General features: G+C 72.5%; 24 protein-coding genes. 9 read left to right on the top strand and 15 right to left on the bottom strand.

Annotated features, from left to right (window positions below):
• Nucleotides 1-64: 64 nt before the first annotated feature.
• From ACFYVL_RS12165 to ACFYVL_RS12145, 5 genes are all read right to left on the bottom strand, one after another.
• A complete protein-coding gene (locus ACFYVL_RS12165; protein ID WP_389244169.1) occupies nt 65-1,621 on the bottom strand; it encodes an ABC transporter substrate-binding protein in 1,557 nt (518 codons plus the stop codon).
• 171 nt (nt 1,622-1,792) lie between these two features.
• Entirely contained in the window at nt 1,793-3,193 is a 1,401-nt protein-coding gene (locus tag ACFYVL_RS12160; protein WP_389243517.1) for a metallophosphoesterase, read from the bottom strand.
• 133 nt (nt 3,194-3,326) lie between these two features.
• Nucleotides 3,327-3,878, bottom strand: a complete 552-nt coding sequence (locus ACFYVL_RS12155) for a hypothetical protein (protein ID WP_389243515.1) — start codon at nt 3,876-3,878, stop codon at nt 3,327-3,329.
• The gene (locus tag ACFYVL_RS12150; protein WP_389243513.1) at nt 3,875-4,120 is read right to left on the bottom strand and encodes an SCO4848 family membrane protein; all 246 of its coding nucleotides are present in this window, start codon (nt 4,118-4,120) and stop codon (nt 3,875-3,877) included. The genes ACFYVL_RS12155 and ACFYVL_RS12150 overlap by 4 nt, the downstream gene beginning before the upstream one ends.
• Nucleotides 4,121-4,238: 118 nt before the next feature.
• A complete protein-coding gene (locus ACFYVL_RS12145) occupies nt 4,239-5,963 on the bottom strand; it encodes a recombinase family protein (protein WP_389243511.1) in 1,725 nt (574 codons plus the stop codon).
• Nucleotides 5,964-6,235: 272 nt separating this feature from the next.
• On the opposite strand from ACFYVL_RS12145, the gene ACFYVL_RS12140 reads away from it, so the two are divergent.
• The gene (locus ACFYVL_RS12140; protein ID WP_389243509.1) at nt 6,236-7,471 is read left to right on the top strand and encodes a D-alanyl-D-alanine carboxypeptidase family protein; all 1,236 of its coding nucleotides are present in this window, start codon (nt 6,236-6,238) and stop codon (nt 7,469-7,471) included.
• Here the strand turns inward: ACFYVL_RS12140 and ACFYVL_RS12135 are convergent.
• The 3 genes from ACFYVL_RS12135 to ACFYVL_RS12125 form a co-directional block, all read right to left on the bottom strand.
• Complete coding sequence (locus ACFYVL_RS12135; RefSeq protein ID WP_389243507.1) at nt 7,419-8,360, bottom strand: YihY/virulence factor BrkB family protein; 942 nt, start codon at nt 8,358-8,360, stop codon at nt 7,419-7,421. The two genes, ACFYVL_RS12140 and ACFYVL_RS12135, sit on opposite strands and share 53 nt — an antisense overlap.
• Before the next feature lie 99 nt (nt 8,361-8,459).
• Nucleotides 8,460-9,365 (bottom strand): decaprenyl-phosphate phosphoribosyltransferase, encoded by a 906-nt coding sequence (locus ACFYVL_RS12130; protein WP_389244167.1) that lies wholly within the window; start codon nt 9,363-9,365, stop codon nt 8,460-8,462.
• An 82-nt stretch (nt 9,366-9,447) separates the two neighbouring features.
• Entirely contained in the window at nt 9,448-10,005 is a 558-nt protein-coding gene (locus ACFYVL_RS12125) for a phosphatase PAP2 family protein (RefSeq protein WP_389243505.1), read from the bottom strand.
• 201 nt (nt 10,006-10,206) lie between these two features.
• On the opposite strand from ACFYVL_RS12125, the gene ACFYVL_RS12120 reads away from it, so the two are divergent.
• Nucleotides 10,207-11,592: an FAD-binding protein gene (locus ACFYVL_RS12120; protein WP_389243502.1), complete on the top strand. Its 1,386-nt coding sequence runs from the start codon at nt 10,207-10,209 to the stop codon at nt 11,590-11,592.
• Between the two features lie 74 nt (nt 11,593-11,666).
• Nucleotides 11,667-12,422 (top strand): decaprenylphospho-beta-D-erythro-pentofuranosid-2-ulose 2-reductase, encoded by a 756-nt coding sequence (locus ACFYVL_RS12115; protein WP_389243501.1) that lies wholly within the window; start codon nt 11,667-11,669, stop codon nt 12,420-12,422.
• Between the two features lie 31 nt (nt 12,423-12,453).
• On the opposite strand, the gene ACFYVL_RS12110 is transcribed toward ACFYVL_RS12115, so the two are convergent.
• Together ACFYVL_RS12110 and trpS are read right to left on the bottom strand one after the other, a co-directional pair.
• The gene (locus tag ACFYVL_RS12110; protein ID WP_389243499.1) at nt 12,454-13,035 is read right to left on the bottom strand and encodes a 2'-5' RNA ligase family protein; all 582 of its coding nucleotides are present in this window, start codon (nt 13,033-13,035) and stop codon (nt 12,454-12,456) included.
• 139 nt (nt 13,036-13,174) lie between these two features.
• A complete protein-coding gene (trpS, locus tag ACFYVL_RS12105) occupies nt 13,175-14,185 on the bottom strand; it encodes a tryptophan--tRNA ligase (RefSeq protein ID WP_389243498.1) in 1,011 nt (336 codons plus the stop codon).
• A 227-nt stretch (nt 14,186-14,412) separates the two neighbouring features.
• On the opposite strand from trpS, the gene rocD reads away from it, so the two are divergent.
• Nucleotides 14,413-15,621, top strand: a complete 1,209-nt coding sequence (gene rocD, locus ACFYVL_RS12100) for an ornithine--oxo-acid transaminase (protein WP_389244165.1) — start codon at nt 14,413-14,415, stop codon at nt 15,619-15,621.
• A 71-nt stretch (nt 15,622-15,692) separates the two neighbouring features.
• Here the strand turns inward: rocD and ACFYVL_RS12095 are convergent, their stop codons facing one another.
• The gene (locus ACFYVL_RS12095) at nt 15,693-16,877 is read right to left on the bottom strand and encodes a glutathionylspermidine synthase family protein (protein ID WP_389243496.1); all 1,185 of its coding nucleotides are present in this window, start codon (nt 16,875-16,877) and stop codon (nt 15,693-15,695) included.
• Between the two features lie 101 nt (nt 16,878-16,978).
• Nucleotides 16,979-17,290 (bottom strand): hypothetical protein, encoded by a 312-nt coding sequence (locus ACFYVL_RS12090; RefSeq protein WP_389243495.1) that lies wholly within the window; start codon nt 17,288-17,290, stop codon nt 16,979-16,981.
• A gap of 461 nt (nt 17,291-17,751) precedes the next feature.
• On the opposite strand from ACFYVL_RS12090, the gene ACFYVL_RS12085 reads away from it, so the two are divergent.
• Complete coding sequence (locus ACFYVL_RS12085) at nt 17,752-18,051, top strand: STAS domain-containing protein (RefSeq protein ID WP_389243494.1); 300 nt, start codon at nt 17,752-17,754, stop codon at nt 18,049-18,051.
• Between the two features lie 141 nt (nt 18,052-18,192).
• Here the strand turns inward: ACFYVL_RS12085 and ACFYVL_RS12080 are convergent, their stop codons facing one another.
• On the bottom strand, nt 18,193-19,638 hold the full coding sequence (locus ACFYVL_RS12080; RefSeq protein WP_389243492.1) for a PLP-dependent aminotransferase family protein: 1,446 nt from the start codon (nt 19,636-19,638) through the stop codon (nt 18,193-18,195).
• A 46-nt stretch (nt 19,639-19,684) separates the two neighbouring features.
• Between ACFYVL_RS12080 and ACFYVL_RS12075 the strand changes: the two genes are divergently transcribed.
• The gene (locus tag ACFYVL_RS12075; protein WP_389243490.1) at nt 19,685-20,191 is read left to right on the top strand and encodes a carboxymuconolactone decarboxylase family protein; all 507 of its coding nucleotides are present in this window, start codon (nt 19,685-19,687) and stop codon (nt 20,189-20,191) included.
• A 34-nt stretch (nt 20,192-20,225) separates the two neighbouring features.
• Here the strand turns inward: ACFYVL_RS12075 and ACFYVL_RS12070 are convergent, their stop codons facing one another.
• The gene (locus tag ACFYVL_RS12070; RefSeq protein ID WP_389243488.1) at nt 20,226-20,627 is read right to left on the bottom strand and encodes a nitroreductase/quinone reductase family protein; all 402 of its coding nucleotides are present in this window, start codon (nt 20,625-20,627) and stop codon (nt 20,226-20,228) included.
• 171 nt (nt 20,628-20,798) lie between these two features.
• Here ACFYVL_RS12070 and ACFYVL_RS12065 point away from each other — a divergent pair, with 171 nt between their 5' ends.
• Entirely contained in the window at nt 20,799-21,566 is a 768-nt protein-coding gene (locus ACFYVL_RS12065; RefSeq protein ID WP_389243486.1) for a hypothetical protein, read from the top strand.
• Nucleotides 21,567-21,602: 36 nt separating this feature from the next.
• On the opposite strand, the gene ACFYVL_RS12060 is transcribed toward ACFYVL_RS12065, so the two are convergent.
• Complete coding sequence (locus ACFYVL_RS12060) at nt 21,603-22,097, bottom strand: MarR family winged helix-turn-helix transcriptional regulator (RefSeq protein ID WP_389243484.1); 495 nt, start codon at nt 22,095-22,097, stop codon at nt 21,603-21,605.
• 71 nt (nt 22,098-22,168) lie between these two features.
• Between ACFYVL_RS12060 and ACFYVL_RS12055 the strand changes: the two genes are divergently transcribed.
• Together ACFYVL_RS12055 and ACFYVL_RS12050 are read left to right on the top strand one after the other, a co-directional pair.
• Nucleotides 22,169-23,620, top strand: coding sequence for an MFS transporter (locus tag ACFYVL_RS12055; RefSeq protein WP_389243482.1), 1,452 nt, complete (start codon nt 22,169-22,171; stop codon nt 23,618-23,620).
• A gap of 58 nt (nt 23,621-23,678) precedes the next feature.
• Complete coding sequence (locus ACFYVL_RS12050; protein ID WP_389243480.1) at nt 23,679-24,149, top strand: TIGR03618 family F420-dependent PPOX class oxidoreductase; 471 nt, start codon at nt 23,679-23,681, stop codon at nt 24,147-24,149.
• The last annotated feature ends 64 nt before the right edge of the window (nt 24,150-24,213 follow it).

Raw genomic sequence — 24,213 nt, 5'->3', positions numbered from 1 at the left:
TCTCCCCCCGCTTCCGTACGGGAGGGGTCGTACCCGCCCATCGCGGCTCCCATGCCCCGCACGGCTACAGGCGGCCCAGCTCCCACAGCCGCCAGATGCCGGTGCCGTCCGAGAGGTACTCGACCCCGCTGATCCGGCCGTTGCTGAGCACGTAGTCCTTGCTCTGCCACAGCGGCACCAGCGGTACGTCCTCGGCGACGATCTTCTGCATCTGCTTGAAGTCCTCCACCGCGTCGGTGCGCTCGGAGGCGCCCTGGGTGCGCACGATCAGGGCTTCGATCCGCGGGTTGACGTATGCGTTGGCGTTGGAGTTGTCCTTGCCGACGAGGGGCTGGCTGTAGTTGTCCGGGTCCGGGAAGTCGGCCACCCAGCCGACGTTGTACGCGTCGTACTCGCCGGCCTTGTACCCCTTCTGGAACTCCTGCCAGACGTCCTTCTTGATCAGCTGGACGGAGAACAGCCCGTCCTTCTCCAGCTGCGCCTTCAGGGTCTCCGCCTCCGGCTTCGTCGCGCCGTTGTTGGCGTACGCGAGCGTGAACTTCACCGGGAGCTCGACGCCCGCGTTCAGCAGCTCGGCCTTCGCCCGCTGCGGATCGGGCTTGGCGTTGGCGTCGAAGAAGGGGGTGCTGTGGCCGGTGATGCCCTTGGGGATGGCGTCGTAGAGCGGCTCGACGGTGTTGAAGTACACGTCGCGGACCAGCTGCGGCCGGTTGACCAGGTACGAGGCGGCCCGGCGGACCGACGCCGACGCGAACGGCGAGTTCTTGCGGACGTTGAAGACCATGTTGCGGGTGGCGGACGCCTCGACCTCGCTGACCCGGACGTTCGGGTCGCCGACCGCGAGCTTGGAGAGCATCTTGGGCGGCAGCTTCCGGTGCGTGACGTCGACCTCCTTGGCCTCCCACGCCTTCTGGAGGTCCTCGGACACCTCGTAGTACCGCACGTCGACCGGCTTGCCGGCCTTCGCCACGGTGCCCTTGTAGCGGGGGTTGGGGACGAGGTGCGCGACCTTGTCCTTCTCGTACGAGCCCATGAGGTACGGCCCCGAGCCGTCCACCCCGGTGTCCTGGCGCTCGCCCTGCGCCGGGTACTTCGTGCGGTCGACGATGGCGCCCGCGCCGGAGGCGATCTTGAAGGGGAAGGTGGCGTCGCCGCTGCGCAGGTTGAAGGTGATCTTGTGGCCGTCGACGGTGACCGACTTCAGCGAGGCGAAGAGCGAACGGGGGCCCTCCTCCGGCTTGTTGCGCAGGATGCGGTCGAAGCTGAACTTGACGTCCTCGGCGGTGATCCTGTTCCCGTTCGAGAAGGTCAGGTCGTCGCGCAGCTCGCACTGGTACGTGGTCAGCTTGTGGCCCACGAACCCGCAGCTCTTGGCCGCGTCCGGGCTGACCTCGGGCGAGCCCGGCTTGAAGGACAGCAGCGACTGGTAGAGGTTGCTGTACAGCGCCCAGGAGCCCGCGTCGTACGCCCAGGCCGGATCGAGCGAGGTCACCTTGTCCGTCGTACCGACGCTGATGGCCGTGACCTCGTCGTCCCCCGAGGGCAGCAGCTGCCACCCCCCGACTGCCGCTGCTGCCACGACGGCCACCGAGACGACGATGCGCAGACGGACGGATCCCATCGACCGCATGTGAGTTGATCTCCTCGCGCTACCCCACCCAGGGGCACAGCGGAAGACCTACACGCCCACCCCACGATTCATTTACCTAATCACACGAATTGTGGCTGAGGAAGGGCCAAATTTCCGAAGTGGCCCGTGTGAAAGAAGTGGCAGTGCCCCGCTTTGCCGGAGTCAAGCGTTCCGCGACGCGAGCTGCACGAGGGTGATGTCGGACGGGGCCCCGACCCGTACCGGCGGACCCCAGGCACCGGCGCCGCGGGAGACGTACAGCTGGGTGTCGCCGTAGCGCTCCAGACCCGCCACCGTCGGGTTCGCCAGCCCGGCGATCAGGTTGCCGGGCCAGAGCTGGCCGCCGTGGGTGTGGCCGGAGAGCTGGAGCCCGACGCCGTGCCGCACCGCCTCGTGGATCTGCACCGGCTGGTGGGCGAGCAGCACGGAGGCGCGGGAGCGGTCGCGGTCGCCCAGGGCGGCGGCGAAGTCCGGGCCGTGCCCGAAGGCCTCGCCGCCGACGTCGTTGACCCCGGCCAGGTCGAAGCCGGGGATCTCCACCCGGGCGTTCTCCAGCGGGTGCAGGCCCAGCTCACGGATGTGGGCGAGCCAGGGGGCGGCGCCCGCGTAGTACTCGTGGTTGCCGGTCACGAAGAAGGTGCCGTGCGGGGAACGCAGCCCGGCCAGCGGCTCGGCGGCCCGCCCGAGGTCCGCCACGCTCCCGTCGACCAGGTCGCCGACGACGGCGATCAGGTCGGGCTGGGCGGCGTTGATGGTGTCGACGATGCGCTGGGTGTGGGCGCGGCCGAGGATCGGCCCGAGGTGGATGTCGCTGACCACGGCGATGCGGAAGCCGTGGGCGGAGCGCGGGAGCCGGGCGAGCGGGACGGTGACGCGCTGGAGCCGGGGCCCGGAGAGGACGTTGTGCGCGCCGTACGCGACGGTGCCCAGGGCGGCGGCGGTGGCGGTGGCACCGACGATCCGGGAGACGAAGAGCCGCCGGGAGACGGCCGGGACGGGCCTGTCCCCGACCGGCCCCGAAACCCGCACGGCCGCCGCCCCGCCCCCTCCCCCCTCCGCGGTCTCCACGCCCCCGTCGCTCCCAACTCCCCCGTCTCCCCCATCGCTCCCATCGCCCCCGGACACGAGCACGGGACGGGGACTCGGACTCGGACTGGGACTCGGACTGGGACTCGTACTGGCCCCCGGGCCGGAACCCGGCTCCGCCGCCACCACCACCGCCGCCGCCCCCGGGGCAGCCCGGCGGCGGCGCAGGAGCAGCGGCCGTACCGCCTCGCCCACGAAGAGGGCCAGGGTCAGATAGAGGAGGACGGCCAGCCAGAGGAAACCCGGCCAGGCCAGCACCTGCTGGAGCCAGAAGGGGGCGCCGAGCCGCCCGGAGGTCACCGCCCCCAGGGAGAGCAGCGGCAGCACGACCGCCGCCGCCGCGCCGATCCTGCGCAGCCGGCGGCCACGGGGGCCGGGGGCCGTGGTGTCCCGCACCAGTCGTTTCCACACGTACCGGTGGACGGCCCCGAGGAGGCCGAGCACACCGAGGACCACCAGCACGAACAAGGCCACCACGAAACCCCCTTCGGCCGCCCCGGCCGGGCGGATGCCTCAACGTACCGAGGCGGGACGGCCGGGCCGTGACCAGGGTGGAAACGGGCGAAACGTGGCGCACGGCGGGACGGGGCGCGCCGCGCGGGCCGGGCGGTCAGCCGCCCTCCTCCCCCTTGCCCGAGCCGGAGCCGCCCGGCACGCGCGGCGCACCGGTCGGGGCCGCCGCGGCCTCCTCGGGGTCGGGCTCGGTCAGGTTCACGCCCCACTTCTGGGCGGAGCCGATCCGGACGCTGATCTCCTTGGTCCGGCCGCTCTTCCCGAAGTAGAGGATCACGCTCTGGCGCACCGACCCCTCGCCGTAGAAGTCCGCCGTGACGTCGCCCCGGGCGGCCTCGCCGAAGGTGTCGACCCAGTTGCGGGCGGTCTTCCTGGCCATGTCCGCGAAGTCCGTGCTCCCGCCCTCCACGGGCAGGTCCTCGGCGGCGAGCGCGGCCAGCCCCTCGACGTCACCGTCGGCGAGCCGCCAGACCACCCGCTGGACCATTTCCAGACTTCCCGTACTCGGATATCCGACGGCCCGCAGTGGCTCGTGCGACGCGTAGTCGTTCACGTAGTCCATCTCGCCGTACGACGAACACCCCGCCAGCAGCGCGAACCCCGCCCCGGCGGTCAGCCCTCCGGCGGCGCGAAACCCCCGGACCCTCACGCCTGTTCGCGCTTGAGCGCGCGCACCGAGCGGAACCCGATGAGGCCGATGCCCGTCCCCAGGAGAAAGGACGTCACGGCGAGCAGCAGATGGACCCAGAAGTAGCCGGTCGGGTCCCCGGCGTCGTCGAAGGCGAGTCCGCTCCCGTCCTTGATGAGGTTCTTGACGAAAGTGATCCAGATCACCCAGGACCACACCCCGAACGCTGTGAGGAACCAGGAGGTGCGGCGCGTGAGTTTCATCGGTCGTCCTTCGGAGCCGGCGGGGGATTTCCTACCAGTATGTGACCGGGGCCGACGTGGCTCCGTGCCGGGGTTCGGGTCCGCGTACCGGCACCGGTCCCGGGCGCACTCCTCGCTGTCACCGCGTGGCCCCGCGCTCCGGAGTCCGGTACGTCCCCTCGGTCCCCGAGGCGGGCCCGCACCATTCCAGGGTGATCCGCTCCTGGACGGGAATGTACGCGTGCGTCCGGCGGTCCCGGCCCGGACCTACCGTCACGCCGTCCAGGAAGAGGCCGAGGAAACGGCGCCGCTCGTACACGTCCCACCCGGCCCAGGGAGTGTCCGGGCCGAGCGGGTCCACGCTCCCCCGCAGCGGGGTGAGCCAGGCACCGGGAAGCCGGACACCGGCGGCAGCACGGCTTTCCAGCTCCGCGAGGGTGGCCCGGCACCTGTTCTCGAACTCCCGGTACCGCTCCATGGTCGTGCGCCACACGGCCAGTTCCTCGCCGCCCCGGTAGAGCCCCGTCCTGCGGTCCTCCTGGAGTCCCCCGATCGACGCACGCACGTGCTCCCACTGCGCCCGCGCCTCGTGCCGGGCCTCCTCGGTCCCGGCCGGGCCGTGCCGCTCGGAGTGGCGCGCGGCGGCAGCGGCGAGCCATTCCCGGTCCGCTTCGCCACCCGCGCCGGCCGCGGACAGCCGGGCCCAGACCTGCCGCGCCACGTGGTCGTCCGCGGTGGCGCGCTTGATGGCCAGTCCGCCGTGTCCCCTGGGGTTGGCGCACATGTACGCGCCCGGGGTCTGTCCCACGGGCCCGCCGCAGACGCCGCAGCGGAAGAACCGCCAGCCGCTGAGCAGTTGGGGAACGGTGCTCCCGCCCGCCCCGCGCTCCGGCCTGGCCCGTTCCCTGCGCCGCTCCTGGAGTTCCAGCCACTGGCCGCCCGTGATGATGCCGGTGTGCGGTGCGAGCGGTGCACCGGCTCCGTCCCTGGCGATCGCATGGACCAGGGTTCCCCGGGGGCCGCGAGGTACCCGCTCGACCGCGAAGCCGCCGATGGCGGGGTGACCGAGGATCCCGCGGACCGTCTGGGCGCGCCACCGGACGGGAGTTCCCACCGGGGTACCGCCGTTCTCGTCCGCCCCTACCGCGCGCCGCTCGGCGGTCCGCTTCGACGCGGCTCCGGGGGCAGGTACGCCGTCCGCTTCCAGAGCCGCGGCGATGGAGTTGTCCGAGCGGCCGGCGAACGCTTCGGCGACCATGCGTTCCACTGCCGCCACGTGGGCGGGGCGGTCCCCGTCCGGTTCGAGGACCGTGACGACGAGGTCGCCGATCCGCTCGCGCCGTCCGCGCATTCCGTAGGGCGGAGCGCTGGAGTGACGGCCGCCCACGGCCCTGATCACGTCTTTCGCGCCCTTGAGCCGTTCGGCCTTGATGTCCGACTCCTGTTGGGCGAGTGCGGCGATCAGCGAGAAGACCGCCGTTCCGGTGGGGGTGCTCGTGTCGAGGAACGGTTCGAGCACGGAGACGAACCGGACGCCGTGCTTTCGCAGTTCCTGGTCGATCAGGAGCGCGTCGTGGGCGCCCTGCCGGGTCAGCCGGGACAGCTCGTTGGCCACCACGACGTCCACTTCTCCGGCCCGCACCGCGTCCATGAGCCCCTCCAGCCCGGGACGGGCGGCCCCGGGGTCCCAGCCGGAGCGGCCGACGTCCCGGAACCGGTGCGTGACCTCCCACTGCCGGGAAGCGGCCAGCGCTTCGCCTGCCGAGATCTGTGCCTCCGAGGACGTCTCGGAGGAGTCGGACCGCGCCTTGGACTGTCTGGCGTAGACAGCCGCCCGCACGGTGTCCCACTTGGTTTTTTCCACGGGAGAGAGAAGAGGGCTCATACCCCGACCCTCGGGTCTCCCACAGCGGCCCGGCCGTCTTCCGCCGGGCCTTCACTCACATGGTTGTCTTCGTGCGAAATGGGTTGCAGATGAACCAGCTCCAGGTGCCGGGTCCGGCGCCGACGCCGACCCGACGAGCGGCACAGGCCGGACCTGCGGGGACCGCCGGCCTTGGGCTGTCCCGGCGGCTGTCACGGCGGGTCAGGCACGCGGTGGCCGCAAGTGCGGCGGGGCACTGTACGTTCACGTCCGTGTCTGCCGTGAAAAGGACCGCGCTCGCGGTCGTCTCAGCCGCCCTGCTGCCCGCGCTGCTCGTCGCTCCGGCCGCCGGTGCCGCCGACAAGGACCCCAAGTCGGACGACAAGCCCAAGCCGCCCGCCGCCATGTCGTCGGTCGGCGGGGAGCTTCTCGGCAAGGCGGGGACGCAGGTGCGTCTCGCCCCCGGGGTGCCGGTGCTGCCCAAGGAGTTGTCGGCCCGGTCGTGGATCGTGGCGGACGCGGAGAGCGGTGAGGTGCTGGCCGCGCACAACGCGCACTGGCGGCTCGCGCCCGCGTCCACGCTGAAAATGCTGTTCGCCGACACCGTGCTGCCCCGGCTGCCCAAGGACCAGGTCTACAAGGTGAAGCCGAAGGACCTGGAGGGCATGGGCGCGGGCAGCAGTGAGGTGGGCGTCAAGGAGAACCTGACGTACAAGGTGCACGATCTGTGGCTCGGGGTGTTCCTGAAGTCGGGCAACGACGCCGTGCACGTGCTGACCGCGATGAACGGCGGCCTGGCCAAGACGGTCGCCGACATGAACGCGCACGCCCGCGAGCTGCAGGCCGTGGACACCTTCGTCGTCTCGCCGGACGGCTACGACGCCCCGCGCCAGGTCTCCAGCGCGTACGACCTCACTCTGATCGCCCGCTCCGGGATGCAGAAGAAGGACTTCCGGGAGTACGCGTCGACGGCGCGCGCCCAGTTCCCGGGCGAGGTGGGGCCCGGCGGCAAGCGGGAGACCTTCGAGATCCAGAGCACCAACCGGCTGATGACGGGTGAGAACGGGGTGACCCCCTACCCGGGCATCGCGGGGGTGAAGAACGGCAACACCACGCACGCCGGGGCCACCTTCACCGGGGTCGCCCAGCGCGGTGACCGGGTGCTGCTGGTCACCGTGATGAACCCGCAGTCCGGCGAGTCCCAGGCCGTCTACAAGGAGACCGCCCAGCTGCTGGACTGGGGGTTCCAGGCGTCGGGGAAGGTGAAGCCGGTCGGTGAGCTGGTCGCGCCGCGTTCGGTGGACACCAGCTCCGGCAAGAACGCCCCGCCGGCCGCGAAGAAGAGCGCGGTACCGGTGCGGACGGCCGCCGTGGAGGAGGGGTCGAGCGGGGCCGGGATCGCGCTCGCGGTGGCGGGCGGGGCGCTGGTGCTGCTGGCCGGTGCGGTGTTCCTGGTCAACCGGAGGTGGCCGCTGCCGGCCCTGGCCCGTCGGCTGCCCCGCCGCTGACCCCCGCGGGGTCGGTGCCCTCGTCGGCGGGGGTGTCGGACGCGTGCGGCGCCGCCGTCCAGGCGGCGCAGCACAGCGTGAGTTTGGCCGTGAAGTTGATCCACAGGAGCAGGGCGACGGGGACGCCGAACGCCCCGTACATGCTCTTGGAGGCGACGCCGCTCATGTAGCCGCCGAGCAGCAGCTTCAGCAGTTCGAAGCCGACCGCGCCGATGAGGGCCGCGGTGATCAGCCGGCGCCGCTCGGGCTGGACGCCCGGCAGCAGCGTCAGGACGTACAGCAGGAGCAGGAAGTCGGCGCCGACGGCGACCAGCAGGGCGGCAGCGCGCAGCAGGACGCCGCCCGCGCCGGACTCCGGGATGTCGAGGGCGCGGGCGCTCCAGCCGACCGCGGTGGAGCCGACGGTCGAGGCGAGCATGGAGCCGAGGGAGGCGCCGCCGAGGCCGAGCAGGACGACTCCGTCCTTGGCCTTGCGCAGGATCGGGTTGCCCTCGTCGACGTCGTCCAGTTCCCAGACGGCGCGCAGGCATTCGCGCATGGAGCCGACCCAGCCGATGCCGGTGAACAGCAGCAGGGCGCCGGCGACGAGGCCGACGGTGCCCGCGTTGGCGATCAGTGCGTCGATGTCGAGCTGGTCGGAGATGCCGGGGACCTGCTCGGCGATCTTTCCCTTGAGGTCGTCGATCTGCTGCTGGTCGAGGAAGGCGGCGCCGACCGCGGCGGCCACCGTGATCAGCGGGAAGAGCGCCAGGAAGCTGATGAACGTGATGGCCGCGGCGAGCCTGCTCCAGTGCACCCGGTCGAGGGTCTCGTACGTGCGCCAGGCGTGGGTGTGCGTCAGGCGGGTGAACAGCGGCCCGATGAGCGGGAGGTTTTTCAGCCAGTCCATGCTTTTTGTCTACCTGCCTGCCGGTGTGTACGAAAGCTGCCTGCCGGTGTGTACGGAAAGACGTCGTGCGGGTACCCCGGATCCGGCGGGTCGCTCGTCTCAGACTCCGGCGACCGACAGTCCGTACAGCGCCGTCCACACCACCGCGATGAGCAGCAGGCCGCGGTCGCGCAGGACGACGTCCTCGGGGGCGCCCGCGATGCCCCGGTCGGCGAAGACCGCGTAGCGCAGGACTCCGACGACGAAGGCGACCATGGAGAGTTCGCGCCAGGGCAGCAGGGCGGTGTGGGGGCCGCCGTGTTCCAGGGCCCAGAGGCAGTAGCCGAGTACGGCGCCGCCGGCGGCCAGTTGCCAGACGAAGCGCAGATAGCCGGTCGTGTAGTGGCTGAGCAGGGCGCGGGTCTCGCCGCGGTGCGGGCTGTCGGCCAGTTGTACGGCTTCGGAGTAGCGCTTGGCGCCGACCATGAACAGGGCGCCGAAGCCGGTGGTGATCAGGAACCAGCGGGAGAGCGGGATGTCCAGGGCCACTCCGCCGATCATCGCCCGCATCAGGAAGCCGGCGGTGACGACGACCAGGTCGAGCACGAGCACGTGCTTGAGGCGCAGGCAGTACGCCAGTTGCATGACGACGTACCCGGTGAGCAGGGCGGCGGTGAGCGGGTTGCACAGGAGGGCGGCGAGGGCCGGTGCGAGTACGGCGAGGAGGGCGCCGGCGGCGTGTGCGACGGGGACCGGGACCTGTCCGGCGGCGACCGGGCGGCGGCACTTGACGGGGTGGGCGCGGTCGGCCTCGGCGTCCAGGGCGTCGTTGATCAGGTAGACGGCGGACGCGGCGGCGGTGAACAGGGCGAAGACCAGGAGCAGTTGGAGGGCGGCCTGGCGGGAGAGGAGTTCGCCGGCGGCGGCGGGCGCGGCCACCACGAGGCTGTTCTTGATCCACTGCCGGGGGCGGGCGGTGCGCAGCAGGCCCAGCGGGAGGCGGAGCGGCAGGCCGAGCGGGCGCAGGGCGCGGCGCTGCGGCGGGAGGGCGGCGGCACGGCGGTCCTGCTGTTTCTCCAGCAGGGGGATGACGGTGCGGTCCGACACCTCATGCTCCCTTCGCGGCCGGTGCCGGGGTGCGGCGGGGGCCGGCGGGCCCGGTCGCGGAGGTCAGCCACTTGGTGCCGAGTCGTGCGGTGAGTCCGCCGAGCAGGGCGCCGGCGGCGACGTCGCTCGGGTAGTGCACGCCGACGACCAGGCGCGAGACGCACATCGCGGCGGCCAGTGGCGGCAGCACCCGGCGGCCCGCGGGGCCCAGTGCGCCGAGGGCGACCACGGCGGCGGCGGCCGAGGTGGCGTGGGAGCTGGGGAAGGAGTGGCGGCCGGTGGTGGTCACCAGGGGGCGGTGGCCGGTGAGCCGGGGGCGGGGGCGGCGGACGGTGTACTTGATGCCCAGGCTGACCGCGTGGGCGGTGGCGATCAGTGCGGTGCCGCGCAGCCAGGCGGCGCGGCGGTCGCGGTCGGTGGCCGCGCCCAGGAGCCCGGCCGCCAGCCACAGGGCGCCGTGCTCGCCGGTGCGGGAAAGCGTGCGGGCGGCGGCGGCCACCCGGGGGTCCGTGCCGCAGTCGCGCATCGCGGCCAGCAGGCGTGTGTCCACTTCTCGCATCCGTCACCCCTTGGATTCGGTGGGCGTGGCCCGGCGGGGCGCACTTCGGTGGCCCGGCCGGGCGCACTTCAGGGGTGACCTTGTGTCTGCGGGAAGCAAATATGCATGACATTTCACCTTGACACTCGATTAACCACCCGTTCCGCCGAAACGGCGCTTAGTTGGGCATAGGTGTGCGCTTTGGGCGATACCGTCGCGCCCATGTCTGAGACCTCCGCACCCGGGAGCGCCGAGCTCCTCGACGATCCCTTCCGTTCCGTCACCGGCTGGGGCCGCACCGCCCCGACGACCGCCCTGGTGGTCCGTCCCCGTACCTACGAGCAGGCCGCCGCGGCGGTGCGCGGCTGCGGGGCGCGCGGCGGAATCGCCCGCGGTCTGGGCCGGGCGTACGGCGACGCGGCGCAGAACGCCGGGGGCGCGGTCCTCGACATGACGGGCCTGGACCGGATCCGGTCGGTCGACGCGGACGCGGGCGTGGTGGTGTGCGACGCGGGGGTGAGCCTGCACCGGCTGATGGAGGTGCTGTTGCCGCTGGGCTGGTTCGTGCCGGTGACGCCCGGCACCCGGTACGTGACGGTGGGCGGCGCGATCGGTGCGGACATCCACGGCAAGAACCACCACGGTTCGGGCGGCTTCTCCCGGCACGTGACCTCGCTGGAACTGCTGGGCGCGGACGGGGAGGTGCGGACGGTGCTGCCGGGCACCGACCTGTTCGACGCGACGGCCGGCGGGATGGGGCTGACGGGGGTGATCCTGTCGGCGACGGTGCGGCTGCTGCCGGTGGAGACCTCGCTGATGTCCGTCGACACCGAGCGGGCCGCCGACCTCGACGACCTGATGGACCGGCTGACCGGGACCGACCACCTCTACCGCTACTCGGTGGCCTGGATCGATCTGCTGGCCAAGGGCCGTGCGCTGGGCCGTTCCGTGCTCACCCGGGGCGACCACGCCCCGCTGGACGTGCTGCCGCCGCGGGCCCGCAGGCACCCCCTCGTCTTCCGGCCCTCGCAGCTGCCCGCCGCGCCCGCCTTCGTTCCCGAGGGGCTGCTCGGCAGGCGGTCGGTGGGGCTGTTCAACGAGCTGTGGTTCCGGCGGGCGCCGCGCTCGCGGGTCGGCGAGCTGCAGCGGATCTCCACCTTCTTCCACCCGCTGGACGGCGTTCCGCACTGGAACCGGATCTACGGCCGCAGCGGTTTCGTGCAGTACCAGTTCGTCGTGCCGTACGGGCAGGAGGAGGCGCTGCGGCGGATCGTGGGCCGGATCTCGCGGCGCGGCTGCCCGTCCTTCCTGGCGGTGCTGAAGCGGTTCGGCGAGGGCGACCCGGGCTGGCTGTCCTTCCCGGTGGCGGGCTGGACGCTGGCGCTGGACATCCCGGCGCGGATGCCGCGGCTGGGCCCCTTCCTCGACGAGCTGGACGAGGAGGTGGCGGGCGCGGCGGGCCGGATCTACCTGGCCAAGGACTCCCGGGTGCGCCCGGCGGTGCTCGCCGCGATGTACCCGCGGCTGGACCGGTTCCGTGCCCTGCGGGCCGAGCTGGACCCGCGCGGGGTCTTCACCTCGGACCTGTCGCGCCGTCTCGGCCTGTAGTCGTTCCCCCTCCCCGGGGCCGGCCCGCCCCGGGCCTGCCCACCGGATCAACTAAAGGATCAGAGGAGCCCCCCGTGAAGGATGCCTTCGGCGCCCCGCAGTCCCTGCTCGTCCTCGGCGGTACGTCCGAGATCGCCCTGGCGACCGCCCGCCGGCTGATCGCCCGCCGCACCCGTACGGTGTGGCTGGCCGGCCGCCCGTCGCCCGCGCTGGACACGGCGGCCGGGCAGCTGCGGGAGCTGGGCGCGGACGTGCGCACGGTCGCCTTCGACGCCCTGGACAGCGCCTCGCACGAGGAGGTGCTCGGCAAGGTGTTCACCGAGGGCGACATCGACATGGTGCTGGTGGCGTTCGGGCTGCTCGGCGACCAGGCCCGTGACGAGGCGGAGCCGATGGCGGCGGTGCGGGTCGCCCAGACGAACTACACGGGGGCCGTCTCGGCGGGCCTGGTCTGCGCGAACGCCCTCCAGAGCCAGGGCCACGGCTCGTTGGTGGTGCTGTCGTCGGTGGCGGGCGAGCGGGCCCGCCGGGCGAACTTCATCTACGGGTCCAGCAAGGCGGGCCTGGACGCGTTCACCCAGGGTCTGGGCGACGCGCTGCACGGCACGGGGGTGCACGTGATGGTGGTCAGGCCGGGCTTCGTACGGACGCGGATGACTCAGGGGATGGCGGAGGCTCCGCTCGCGACGACGCCGGAGGCGGTGGCCCTGGCCATCGAGACGGGGCTGCGCCGCCGGTCGGAGGTGGTGTGGGTGCCGGGGGCGCTGCGGGCGGTCATGTCGGCCCTGCGGCACGTGCCGCGCCCGCTGTTCCGGCGGCTGCCGGTGTAGTCCCCGGCGGGGTGTCCGCCGGGCGGCGGCGCTAGTTGAGGGCGGGGGTGCCCTGGGGCAGGCCCTGGGGCGGTACGTCGCCCTCGGTGCCGCCGCCGAAGACGTAGTCGCACAGCTTGCGCCACACCCCGTCGGCGCCCTGCTCGTACAGGGCGAAGGAGACGCAGGACCACTCGGCGGCGTACGAGGACAGTTCCTCGTACGCCCGGTCCATGCCCTCCTCGCTGATCCCGTGCGCGACGGTGACGTGCGGGTGGTACGGGAACTGGAGCTCGCGCACCAGCGGTCCTGAGGCGTCGCGGACCCGCTTCTGGAGCCAGGCGCAGGCCGAGGCGCCCTCGACGACCTTCACGAAGACGACCGGCGACAGCGGGCGGAAGGTGCCGGTGCCGGAGAGCCGCATCGGGAAGGGCCGCACCGAGTCGGCGAGCGCGGCGAGGTGGGCCTCCACCGCGGGCAGCGCCGCCGCGTCGATCTCGGTCGGCGGCAGCAGGGTGACATGGGTGGGGATGCCGTGTGCGGCAGGGTCCCCGAAGGCCGCGCGCCGCTCCTGGAGCAGGCTGCCGTACGGCTCCGGGACCGCGATCGAAACGCCGAGCGTTACGGTCCCCACGTCGTTCTCCTCCGTCGTCGGTACGGGTCGGTGAGTGATGCTGTCCAGGTGCAGTGTGGCGGGCGCAGGGCCCCCGGGGCCAGAGTCCAAGGTCCGGGGCCCGTGTGACCGCGCCCACCACCTCCGCGGGCGGGCCGGGTCAGTGCTTCGCGGGCAGGAAGCCGATCCGGTCGTAGGCCTGGGCGAGGGTCTCGGCGGCGACCGCACAGGCCTTCTCGGCGCCCTTGGCGAGGATCTGGTCCAGCGTCTCCGGGTCGTCCAGGTATTCCTGGAAGCGGGTACGGAACGGCGTGACGAAGTCGACCACGATCTCGGCGAGGTCGGTCTTGAGCGCGCCGTACATCTTGCCCTCGTACGCGGTCTCCAGCTCGGCGATGCTCCTGCCGGTGAGGGTCGAGGCGATCGTGAGGAGGTTGGAGACGCCGGGCTTGTGCTCCATGTCGAACCGGATCACGGTGTCGGTGTCGGTGACCGCGCTCTTGATCTTCTTGGCGGTGGCCTTGGGGTCGTCGAGCAGGTTGACCAGACCCTTCGGCGTGGACGCCGACTTGCTCATCTTGACCGTGGGGTCCTGGAGGTCGTAGATCTTCGCCGTCTCCTTGAGGATGTACGGCTCCGGGACGGTGAAGGTCTGGCCGAGGCGGCCGTTGAAGCGCTCCGCGAGGTCGCGGGTCAGCTCGACGTGCTGGCGCTGGTCCTCGCCGACCGGGACCTGGTTCGCCTGGTAGAGCAGGATGTCGGCGACCTGGAGGACGGGGTACGTGAAGAGGCCGACGGTGGTGCGGTCGGAGCCCTGCTTGGCGGACTTGTCCTTGAACTGGGTCATCCGGGACGCCTCGCCGAAGCCGGTGAGGCAGTTCATCACCCAGGCGAGCTGGGCGTGCTCGGGCACGTGGCTCTGCACGAACAGGGTGCAGCGGTCCGGGTCGAGCCCGGCGGCCAGCAGCTGGGCGGCGGCGATGCGGGTGTTGGCACGCAGCGCGGCGGGGTCCTGCGGCACGGTGATGGCGTGCAGGTCCACGACCATGTAGAAGGCGTCGTGCGTCTCCTGGAGGGCCACCCACTGGCGCACGGCGCCGAGGTAGTTGCCGAGGTGGAACGAGCCTGCGGTGGGCTGGATACCGGAAAGCACACGGGGTCGAGAGGCCATGCCCCCATTCTCTCAGGTACCCGGCCTCCTCCTCGCCGCGCCCCGGGAACCCACGGCGGATCGCGGGCACCCCCGGCCGGTCGGCCGGATCCGTACCTTCGGCGGCAAGGTTTCCGCGCCGTCCGCGTGACCGACGATAGAAAGGGGCGCCGTCCGCGCCTCTCACCGGACGCCTTGTACCGACGATCGGAGTTCCCGTGTCGACAACGGATGCCACCACCTCGGAGATCACCACGGACACCGCTGCCGCCCTCGCCTCGGCCGAGGCGCACAGCGCGCACAACTACCACCCCCTGCCGGTCGTCGTCGCCGAGGCCGAGGGCGCCTGGATGACCGACGTGGAGGGTCGCCGCTATCTGGACATGCTCGCCGGTTACTCGGCGCTCAATTTCGGCCATGGCAACCGGCGCCTGATCGACGCCGCCAAGGCGCAGCTGGAGCGGGTGACGCTCACCTCCCGGGCCTTCCACCACGACCGGTTCGCCGACTTCTGCGCCCAGCTCGCCGAGCTGTGCGGCAAGGAGATGGTGCTGCCGATGAACACCGGTGCGGAGGCGGTGGAGACCGCGGTGAAGACCGCCCGCAAGTGGGGCTACCGGGTGAAGGGGGTGCCGGACGGGCGGGCCCGCGTCATCGTCGCGTCCGACAACTTCCACGGGCGTACGACGACCATCGTCAGCTTCTCCACGGACCCGGAGGCGCGTGCCGACTTCGGCCCCTACACCCCCGGGTTCGACATCGTCCCGTACGGCGACCTGGCCGCCCTGGAGCGGGCCATGACGGACGAGACCGTCGCCGTGCTGCTGGAGCCCATCCAGGGCGAGGCGGGTGTGCTGGTCCCGCCGCCCGGCTATCTGGCGGGCGTGCGGGAGCTGACCCGCGAGCGGAACGTGCTGTTCGTCGCGGACGAGATCCAGTCCGGGCTGGGCCGCACCGGAAAGACCTTCGCGTGCGAGCACGAGGACGTCGTCCCCGATGTGTACGTGCTCGGCAAGGCGCTCGGCGGCGGGGTGGTGCCGGTGTCCGCGGTGGTCGCCTCCACGGACGTGCTGGGCGTCTTCCGGCCGGGCGAGCACGGGTCCACCTTCGGCGGGAACCCGCTGGCCTGCGCGGTCGCGCTCGAAGTGATCGCGATGCTGCGCGGCGGCGAGTTCCAGCAGCGGGCCACCGAGCTGGGCGAGCATCTGCACCGGGAGCTGAACCTGCTGGTCGGTGAGGGTGCGGTGCAGGCGGTGCGCGGGCGCGGCCTGTGGGCCGGGATCGACATCGACCCGTCGATCGGCACCGGCCGGCAGATCTCGGAGCAGCTGATGGAGCGGGGCGTCCTGGTCAAGGACACCCACGGTTCGACGATCCGGATCGCGCCGCCGCTGGTGATCGGCAAGGAGGACCTGGACTGGGGCCTGGACCAGCTGAGGGCCGTGCTGGGCAGCTAGCGGCGGGGGCCGCCCACCGGCAACCGGGCCGGTGGGCGGCGCCTCACCGGACGCTGCGTCTCAGCTGCGTCTCACCGGATGACGTGCGGCAGGAAGCGCGCGTACTCGTCGGTGACCAGGCCGGACGACTCCCTGATGCCGAGCCCGGCCGCCTCGTCCTCGACGACCCAGGCGCCGAGCACGGTGCGGTTGCCGTCGAAGTCGGGCAGCGGGGCCAGCTCCTGGTAGCAGACGGCCTCCTCGGCGGGGGCGGGCGGCGGGGTGCCGGGCTCGTGGACGGTGACCCCGGCGCCTTCCCTCCCCAGCAGCGGCTTCGCCACGTACCCCTTCTCCTCGGCGAGTTCTCGGGGGCCGTCGAGGTAGGCGGCGAGCAGGTTGGGGTGGCCGGGGTAGAGCTCCCAGAGGATGGCCAGGAGCGCCTTGTTGGACAGGAGCATCTTCCAGGCGGGCTCGATCCAGCAGGTGGTGCCGGTGCCGCCGCCGTTGTCGAGGGTGGACAGCACGTGCGGGCCGAACCGGTCGGTGGCCAGCCACTCCCACGGGTAGAGCTTGAAGCAGCTGCGGATGAAGCGGAGCTTCTCGTCGACGAAGCGGCGCGAGAGCCGGTCCCAGCCGATCTGCTCGACGGAGATCGCCTCGGTGCGGATACCGGCCTGTTCGGCGGTCTCGCGCAGGTAGGCGACCGTCATGAGGTCCTCGCCGAGTTCGTCGCCCTCGGAGTGCGCGAAGTGCAGCGGGCCCGGCGGCAGCAGGGCGGCCTGCCGCTTCCAGGCGTCGACGAGACGCTCGTGGAGCGAGTTCCACTGGTCGGCGCCGGGGAACAGCTCCTCCATCCAGAACCACTGCGGGCTGGCCGCCTCCACCAGGGAGGTCGGGGTGTCCGCGTTGTACTCCAGCATCTTGGCCGGGCCGCTGCCGTCGTAGCGCAGGTCGAACCGCCCGTACAGGGAGGGGAGTTCGGCCCGGCGCCGCCACGACTCGCCGATCAGCCGGGCCAGCTTGGGGTCGGTGATGCCGAGGTCGGCGAAGCGGTCGTGGGCCACGATGTGCTCGGCGGCGGCCAGGCACATCCCGTGCAGTTCCTCGACGACCTCTTCGAGCGCCTCGACCTCGGGCAGGGTGAAGGAGTAGTACGCGCTCTCGTCCCAGTACGGGCGCAGGGAGTCGTCGGGGTAGCGGGTCAGCGGGTAGATGACCCCCTGTTCCTCGACGATCCGCTGCCAGTCGGGGCGGGGGTCGATGGTGTGGCGCTTCATGATCCGTCGGGCACCGTTCGTCCGTACTGCTTCACTGCTCTGCCTTTACGCGTACGAGGCCGTGACGCGTACGAGTCGGTGCGCGCGCACCGGAGGCCGGCTCAGCCGCCGCCGGAGCCCGAGCAGCCGAAGCCGCCGCGGTCGACGGCCTGCTTGTCGAAGCTGCCGCCGGAGACGCGGCGGTTGCTCACGGAGCCGCCGTAGTAGTAGACGCCGCTGTGGCTGGCGCTGCTTCCGCTGCTGCCGCCGCCGTCATCGTCGTCGTCCTCGCACTCGTAGCTGGGCAGCTCTTCCTGGGTGACCGGGTCCACGCACCGCCTGTCCGGTTCGGAACCACAGGCGGACAGGGACAGGGCGAGCATTCCCATGCCGCCGAGCACCACCGTGCTGGACCTCAGTTTGCGCCGTGCCATGCCCGGCCTCTCCCCCGCGTCGCTCTTCGTCGTGCTCTGGACCGTCGTCACCATAGAGGGCCGTCCGGCGCAGAGGAACTCCGGAGCGGGCGGGCGGCGGGCCGGTGCACCAAGTGGGGTGGTTTGCCCGGTGGACGCGACTGCCCCGCGGATGGTTTATCATTCATATATGCGCGGAATTTTCACTCCGCCTCCCCAAACTGCCCCGGCCGGTCTCCCCCGTCCGGCCGGGGCGCCTGCTTCTCCCCGGTTCCGCCCGGGTCACCTCGTGGGTTCGCCGAGGTTCGCGCGGCCGGGTGATCAACGGGCGGCGGCAGTGCCCGAGGGGGCGCGGGCTCGTTGCAGACGGCGTGAACACCACTGCAAGCCCCTCTCACATACTGCCGACGTCGACCTCGAACCCGTTCCGCACCCGGCGCGGCCCCGTGGGCCGCGGCACCCCACGTCCGCAGTCACCACCGGTGATCGCCTCCTGTCGCGCCGAGGGCGCCACGCTCCAGGTCTCCGTCCAGGGGGAGATCGACTACTTCTCGGCCGCCCCGCTGGGCGCTCTGCTCGCCTCGGCGGCCTCCTTCGGCCACACCAGGCTGGTGGTCGACGCCTCGCGGGTGACGTTCTGCGACTCCGGCTTCCTCAACGCGCTGCTGGCGTGGCGGCGGGGCGGCCGACGGCTGATCCTGGCCGCCGCGTCCTCCGCCGTACGGCGCCTGCTGGCCGCCACCCGGAGCGGCAGGCTGCTGACCGAGGAGGCGCGCTGGTGAGCCCGCGCCGGCCCGGCACACCGAGCCACCACTGACGGAGCGCGGTCCGGCCGGACCGCACCTCCGCTGCCCCGGTCCCGTACGGCGCCGTACGGGACCGGGGCAGTCCCATGCCCGCGGGCGCACCCGCCCCTCCGCCCGTCAGGGCAGCGACCTGAGCAGCGCCTCCAGCGTCGGCGCCCACGCGCTGTCCGTCGGCCGCGCGTAGCCGACCATCAGTCCGTCCCTGCCCTCGCCGGGCGCCTCCGGGTGCCGGTACGCGGACAGGCCCTCCAGGGCGAGACCCTGCCAGTGCGCGGCCCGGATCACCGACTGCTCGGTGCCGGGCGGGAGTTCGAGGATGACGTGCAGGCCCGCGGCGATGCCGGAGACCCGTACGTCCGGGGCGCGCTCGGCGAGCGCGGCCACCAGTTCGTCGCGGCGGCGCCGGTAGCGCAGCCGCATGGCCCGCACATGGCGGTCGTACGCCCCCGAGGCGATGAACTCGGCGAGGGCGAGCTGTTCGAGCGTGCTGGTGGTGTTGTCGAACGGGGACAGCAGGTCGACCAGTTCGGCGGGCAGCACCGCCCAGGACATCCGCAGCCCCGGCGCGAGGCTCTTGCTGGCGGTGCCGAGGTAGACGACCCGGTCGGGGTCGAGGCCCTGGAGCGCGCCGACCGGCTGGCGGTCGTAGCGGAACTCGCCGTCGTAGTCGTCCTCCAGGACCAGCGCGCCGGTGCGCCGCGCCCAGTCGACGGCCGCGGCCCGCCGCTCGGGGTGCAGCACGACGCCGGTCGGGAACTGGTGGGCGGCGGTCAGCAGCACCGCCCCGACCCCGCCCATGCCGTTCAGCTCATCGGTCCGGGAGCCGAGTTCGTCGAGTCCGAGGGGCGGGGTGCGCAGTCCGGCCGCGCGGAAGCAGTCCCGGTGGAAGCTCAGTCCGTACGACTCGACGGCGACGGCCCTGGTGGCCGGGGCGCGGCGGCGCAGCGCCCCGGCGAGGAAGCCCAGCGCGTGCACGTAGCCGGAGCGGACCACGATGCGCTCGGGGTCGGCGTGCACGCCGCGGGCGCGGGCGAGGTACTCGGCGAGGACGGTGCGCAGCTCGGGCCGGCCGCGCGGGTCGCTGTACCCGAAGGCCTCGTACGGGGCGGCGTTGAGTGCCTTGCGGTACGCCTTGAGCCATTCGGCGCGCGGGAAGGAGGACAGCTCGGGGGCGCCGGGGAACAGGCTGAGGACGGGTCGGGCGGCGGGTCGGGCGGCGGGCCTGCGGGGGCCCTGCGGGGGTGCGGGCCTGCGGCCGGGCGCGGTGGCCCGCTCGGCGATCCGGGTGCCGGAGCCCTGGCGGGCGGTGAGCCAGCCCTCGGCGACGAGTTCCGCGTAGGCGTCGGCGACGGTGTTGCGGGCGATGCCGAGGTCGGCGGCGAGGGTGCGGGAGGAGGGCAACCGGGTGCCGGGGGCGAGACGGCCGGTACGGGCGGCTTCGCGCAGCGCGTCCCGCAGCCCGGTGCGCAGCCCGGCCCCGGTGCCGCCGCCCCGGGCCGCGGCGAGGTCGAGATGCAGGTCGGCGCCCACTTCGGCTCTGAAATTGGCCCAGGAATCCGTCACGGGAATGGACCATACCGGCGGGCCGCACCGGATCTAACGTGGAGGCATGACGACGAACGAGAACACCACCAGGACCACCGTCCCCGAGCACACCCCCCGCATGAACTGGTCCGAGCACGCGCCCGAGGTCTTCAAGGCGATGCTCCAGCTGGAGAAGGCCACCCGTAAGCACCTGGACCCGGTGGTGGCGGAACTGGTGAAGATCCGCGCCTCGCAGCTCAACCACTGCGCGTTCTGCCTGGACATGCACACCAAGGACGCGCTGGCGGCGGGCGAGAGCGTGGAGCGGATCATCCAGCTCTCCGCGTGGGAGGAGTCGCAGCACTTCTACACGGCGAAGGAGATCGCCGCGATCGAGCTGACCGAGGCGATCACGGTCCTCACCGACGGCTTCGTGCCGGACGAGGTGTACGGGAAGGCCGCGAAGCACTTCGACGAGGTGGAGCTGGCGCACCTGATCGCCGCGATCAACACGATCAACGTGTGGAACCGCTTCGCGGTCTCGACCCGGATGGTGCCGGGCCACTACACGGCGGGCTCGGTCAAGCACTGACCGGACCCGTCAATCCCCTCTGCTCACAGGGGAGTTAAGCCCCCTTCTTCAGTTCCACCCGCACGGTGAGCAGGTTGGTGCCGACGGCCCGCACGACGGTGCTGTTGGAACGGGGGAGCAGCCTGAGACGGGCACGCGGGTCGTCGTCCCGGACGAGGTGGGCGACGCCCTCGTACCAGCGACCCTTCAGCCGGACGCGGACGCGCGGGTCGGCGAGGATGTTGCGGATGTACTGCGCCTTCTCGCCGTACTCGGAGACGAACCAGAAGTCCCCTCCGACCAGGCGGCCCCCGAGGGGGGTCCGCCGGGGCAGGCCGCTGGTGCGGCCGGTGGTCTCCAGCAGGGTCTGCCGGGGGTTGGCGCGGGCGAGCGGGTTGACCACCCGCCGCTGGAGCGTGGTGACGGCACGGAACTTCCACTCGCGGTGGCGGGACACGGGCGCTCCTTCGGGGGGCGGGCGGGGGCAGACGGCCTGTACGGGGAACGGCTTGGCAGGCTATCGCCCGCCGTTTCCCCCCGCCCGGGAAGGCGGCGACGGGCGGGGCAATACGGTGTCGCAGGCTCCGGTTAGGGTGCTGGTTTCGTCGAAGCACGGGGGAACCACGCCATGACGCATCCGCAGCCGTACCCGCACCCGAACGCCCCGCAGCAGCAGGGCCCGTACGGATCGCCGCCGTACGGACAGCCGGGCGGGCCGGGGCCGTACGCACAGCCCGCACCGTACGGACAGCCCGGCCCCTACGGGCACCCGGGCGGGACCGTTCCGCGGCCCGGGTGCGAGGTCTGCGGGGCGCAGCCGGCGACGCCGGTGACCGTCCGCTCCCACCAGGGCATGGTCGTGATCATGCGGACGGTGACGCGCCGGGGCGTCTACTGCCGCACCTGCGGCCTCGCCGTGTACCGGCAGCTGACCTCCAGCACGCTGGTGACCGGGTGGTGGGGGCTGCTGTCGCTGTTCGTGACGCCGTTCGTCGTCCTGCTGAACGTCCTCGGCGCCCGCGCCGCCCTGCTACGGCTGCCCGAACCGCACGGAGCGGTGCGGCCCCCGCTCGACCCGGGCCGCAGGGTGCTGCACCGGGCGCCCGCGATGCTGATCCTCACCCCGTTCGCCCTGGTGGCACTGGCGATTCCGACGCTGATGGTGGTGGGCCTGCTGGCGAAGGACGACGGGCCGGTGACGCTGTCGGTGGGCGACTGCGTGCGCAACGAGGCGAAGTGGCCGGAGCAGCAGCTGGAGAAGGTGGACTGCGGTTCCGCGCAGGCGGAGTACCGGGTGACGGACCGGCCGTCCTGCGGCCCCACGGACTATCTGCTGCAGGCGGAGTACACGGTCGGCTCGCCGCGCCCCGGCTTCTGCCTCAACGCGCGCCGCTAGACGGGGACTTGCGCCACCCGGCCCCTGGGCACGGACCTAGTTGCGCTGCCGGGCACGGCGGGCCGAGGGGGCCGTTGTGGCCGGTGGCGCGTTCAGGTCCCCCTCGGCGAGGTGGGTGAGGAGAGCCAGGAAGGTCTCGCGGTCACCCTCCGGGAAGGAGGCGAGGGCACTCTCGTGCACGCCGTCCACGATGCGCCGGCTCTCCTCGGCGACCCGGGCGCCCTTCTCCGTGACGGCGATGATGCGGGCCCTGCGGTCGGTGCTGGACGGGCGGCGTTCGGCGAGGCCGGCCTGTTCCAGGGCGTCGACGGTGACCACCATCGTGGTCTTGTCCATGTCCCCGATCTCCGCGAGCCGGGCCTGCGTGCGCTCCTCCTCCAGGGCGTGCACGAGCACGCAGTGCATACGGGCGGTGAGCCCGATCTCCGCCAGGGCGGACGCCATCCGGGCACGCAGGACGTGACCGGTGTGGTCCAGGAGATAGGAGAGGTCCGGCTGGGTGCGGCGCGGGGGCGGGGACATCGCGGTCATGGCCTCAGGGTACGCCAAGGTCCTGCCGTAATAGATAGTCTGCAACGAAACTATCTGCTACGGTCCCAACCATGCCTTCGACTCCCCGCGTCGCCCTGGCCACCATCGCCGCGAGCACGCTCATGATCGTCCTGGACGGTTCCGTCGTCACCGTGGCCATGCCGGCCATCCAGCGCGACCTCGACTTCGGCCCCGGCGGGCTGAGTTGGGTCGTCAACGCCTACCTCGTCGCCTTCGGCAGCCTCCTGCTCCTCGCCGGGCGGCTCGGCGACCTCCTCGGCCGCAAGCGGATGTTCGCCGCCGGCACCGCGGTCTTCACCGCCGCCTCGCTCCTCGCCGGTCTCGCCACCTCACCCGCCGCCCTGCTGGCCGCCCGCTTCCTCCAGGGCGTCGGCAGCGCCATGACGGCGGCCGTGGGCCTCGGCATCCTCGTCTCGCTCTTCCCCGCCGGCCGCGAACGGGCCCGCGCCATCGCCGTGTTCAGCTTCACCGGCGCGGCCGGAGCCTCCCTCGGCCAGGTGCTCGGCGGAGTGCTCACCGACGCCCTCGACTGGCGCTGGACCTTCCTGATCAACCTGCCCGTCGGCGTGGCGGTCCTCGCGCTGGCGGGCCCCGCGCTCCCCGCCGACCGCGGAATCGGCCTGCGCGCAGGGGCAGACGCCTGGAGCGCCGTGCTGATCACCAGCGGCCTGATGGCCGGCCTCTACGGCATCGTCGGAGTGCCCGAGCACGGCTGGTCCTCACCGCTCACCCTGGCCCCGGCACTGACCGGCGCCGCACTCCTCACCGCCTTCTTCCTGCGCCAGCCCCGCGCCCGCACCCCGCTGCTGCCGCCCGCCCTGCTGAAGGTGCGCGCGGTGGCCGGCGCCAATCTCGTACAACTCCTCGCGGTCGCCGCCCTGTTCGCCTTCCAGGTGCTCGTCGCGCTGCATCTCCAGAACGTCGCCGGCTACGGTGCCGCCCGCACCGGCCTGGCGATGCTGCCCGCCGCCGTAGCCATCGGCGCCGTCTCGCTCCTGGTCTCACCCCGCCTGATCGGCCGGTTCGGCGAGCGGGCCGTGCTGCGCGCCGGACTGGTGCTGCTGCTCGCCATGCTGGCCCTGCTGTCCCGGGTGCCCGCGCACCCCGACTACGTACGGGACCTGCTGCCGGTGATGCTGCTCGCCGCCGGATTCGGCCTCGTGCTTCCCGCGCTCACCCAGCTCGCCATGTCCGCTGCCGGCGAGCGGGACGCGGGGCTGGCGTCCGGCCTGTTCAACACGACCCAGCAGGTCGGCGCGGCGCTGGGCGTCGCCGTACTGTCCACCCTCGCGGCAGCCCGCACCGACTCCCTCGCCCGCCACGGCGCCACCAGGGCCGAGGCCCTCACCGGCGGATACCACCTCGCCTTCGCCACCGGGGCGGGCCTGCTGGTGCTGGCGCTGCTGACGGCGGCCGTCCTGCTGCGCCGCCCCACCCCGGCAACGACGCCCGCACCCGTCCCCGAGCCGCCCGCCGCACACGCCATGACACCGGCCGCCTGACCTCAACTCCCCTCACCTGCCCGGGAATCACGCACCTCCCCACCCGAAGGAGTCCACCATGCCCGGCCCCGCACCCCGCCCCCTCACCGACGCCGAACTCGACACCATCCTCCGCGAGCAGCAGTTCGCCGTCCTCGCGAGCGTCCGCCGCACCGGACACCCGCACCTCGCCACCGTGCTCTACCACTGGGACCCGGCGGAGCGCATGATCCGGATATCCAGCACCCGCGACCGCCTCAAGCCCCGCCACCTGCGCGCCGACCCGCACGCAGCCCTGCACGTAGCCCGCGACGTATGGGCCTACGCGGTGGCCGAGGGCGAGGTGGAGGTGTCCGAGCCCACCACCGAACCGGGCGACGCCGTGGGGCGCGAACTGCTCGCCATGGCGGCGGCGGGCGGCGTACCGGTGGACGACGAGGCCGCCTTCTTCACCGAGGTGGTCGCCGAGCGGCGCGTCGTCCTGCGCCTGAAGGTGTCCCGCCTGTACGGCACGGTCCTGGACGTCACCGGAGCCCCGACGGACGGGTGAGGAGCGGGGCGGCGGCAAGTACGTGTGGTGCGAACTGGCCGCTGCCGCGTGACCAGGTCGCCCG

This window comes from Streptomyces sp. NPDC004111, assembly GCF_042874215.1.
In the GTDB taxonomy this organism is placed as follows: Bacteria; Actinomycetota; Actinomycetes; order Streptomycetales; family Streptomycetaceae; genus Streptomyces.
Note: the sequence above shows the minus strand (reverse complement) of the source record. Positions and strands in the feature narration are given on the sequence as shown.

Bases quoted from the DNA above. Each gene is read 5' to 3' on its own strand.
- ACFYVL_RS12165 (WP_389244169.1), bottom strand. From the start codon at position 1,621: ATGGGATCCGTCCGTCTGCGCATCGTCGTCTCGGTGGCCGTCGTGGCA.
- ACFYVL_RS12150 (WP_389243513.1), bottom strand. From the start codon at position 4,120: ATGAAACTCACGCGCCGCACCTCCTGGTTCCTCACAGCGTTCGGGGTG.
- ACFYVL_RS12135 (WP_389243507.1), bottom strand. From the start codon at position 8,360: ATGGACTGGCTGAAAAACCTCCCGCTCATCGGGCCGCTGTTCACCCGC.
- ACFYVL_RS12125 (WP_389243505.1), bottom strand. From the start codon at position 10,005: ATGCGAGAAGTGGACACACGCCTGCTGGCCGCGATGCGCGACTGCGGC.
- ACFYVL_RS12120 (WP_389243502.1), top strand. From the start codon at position 10,207: ATGTCTGAGACCTCCGCACCCGGGAGCGCCGAGCTCCTCGACGATCCC.
- trpS (WP_389243498.1), bottom strand. From the start codon at position 14,185: ATGGCCTCTCGACCCCGTGTGCTTTCCGGTATCCAGCCCACCGCAGGC.
- ACFYVL_RS12095 (WP_389243496.1), bottom strand. From the start codon at position 16,877: ATGAAGCGCCACACCATCGACCCCCGCCCCGACTGGCAGCGGATCGTC.
- ACFYVL_RS12090 (WP_389243495.1), bottom strand. From the start codon at position 17,290: ATGGCACGGCGCAAACTGAGGTCCAGCACGGTGGTGCTCGGCGGCATG.
- ACFYVL_RS12075 (WP_389243490.1), top strand. From the start codon at position 19,685: ATGACGACGAACGAGAACACCACCAGGACCACCGTCCCCGAGCACACC.
- ACFYVL_RS12065 (WP_389243486.1), top strand. From the start codon at position 20,799: ATGACGCATCCGCAGCCGTACCCGCACCCGAACGCCCCGCAGCAGCAG.
- ACFYVL_RS12060 (WP_389243484.1), bottom strand. From the start codon at position 22,097: ATGACCGCGATGTCCCCGCCCCCGCGCCGCACCCAGCCGGACCTCTCC.
- ACFYVL_RS12055 (WP_389243482.1), top strand. From the start codon at position 22,169: ATGCCTTCGACTCCCCGCGTCGCCCTGGCCACCATCGCCGCGAGCACG.
- ACFYVL_RS12050 (WP_389243480.1), top strand. From the start codon at position 23,679: ATGCCCGGCCCCGCACCCCGCCCCCTCACCGACGCCGAACTCGACACC.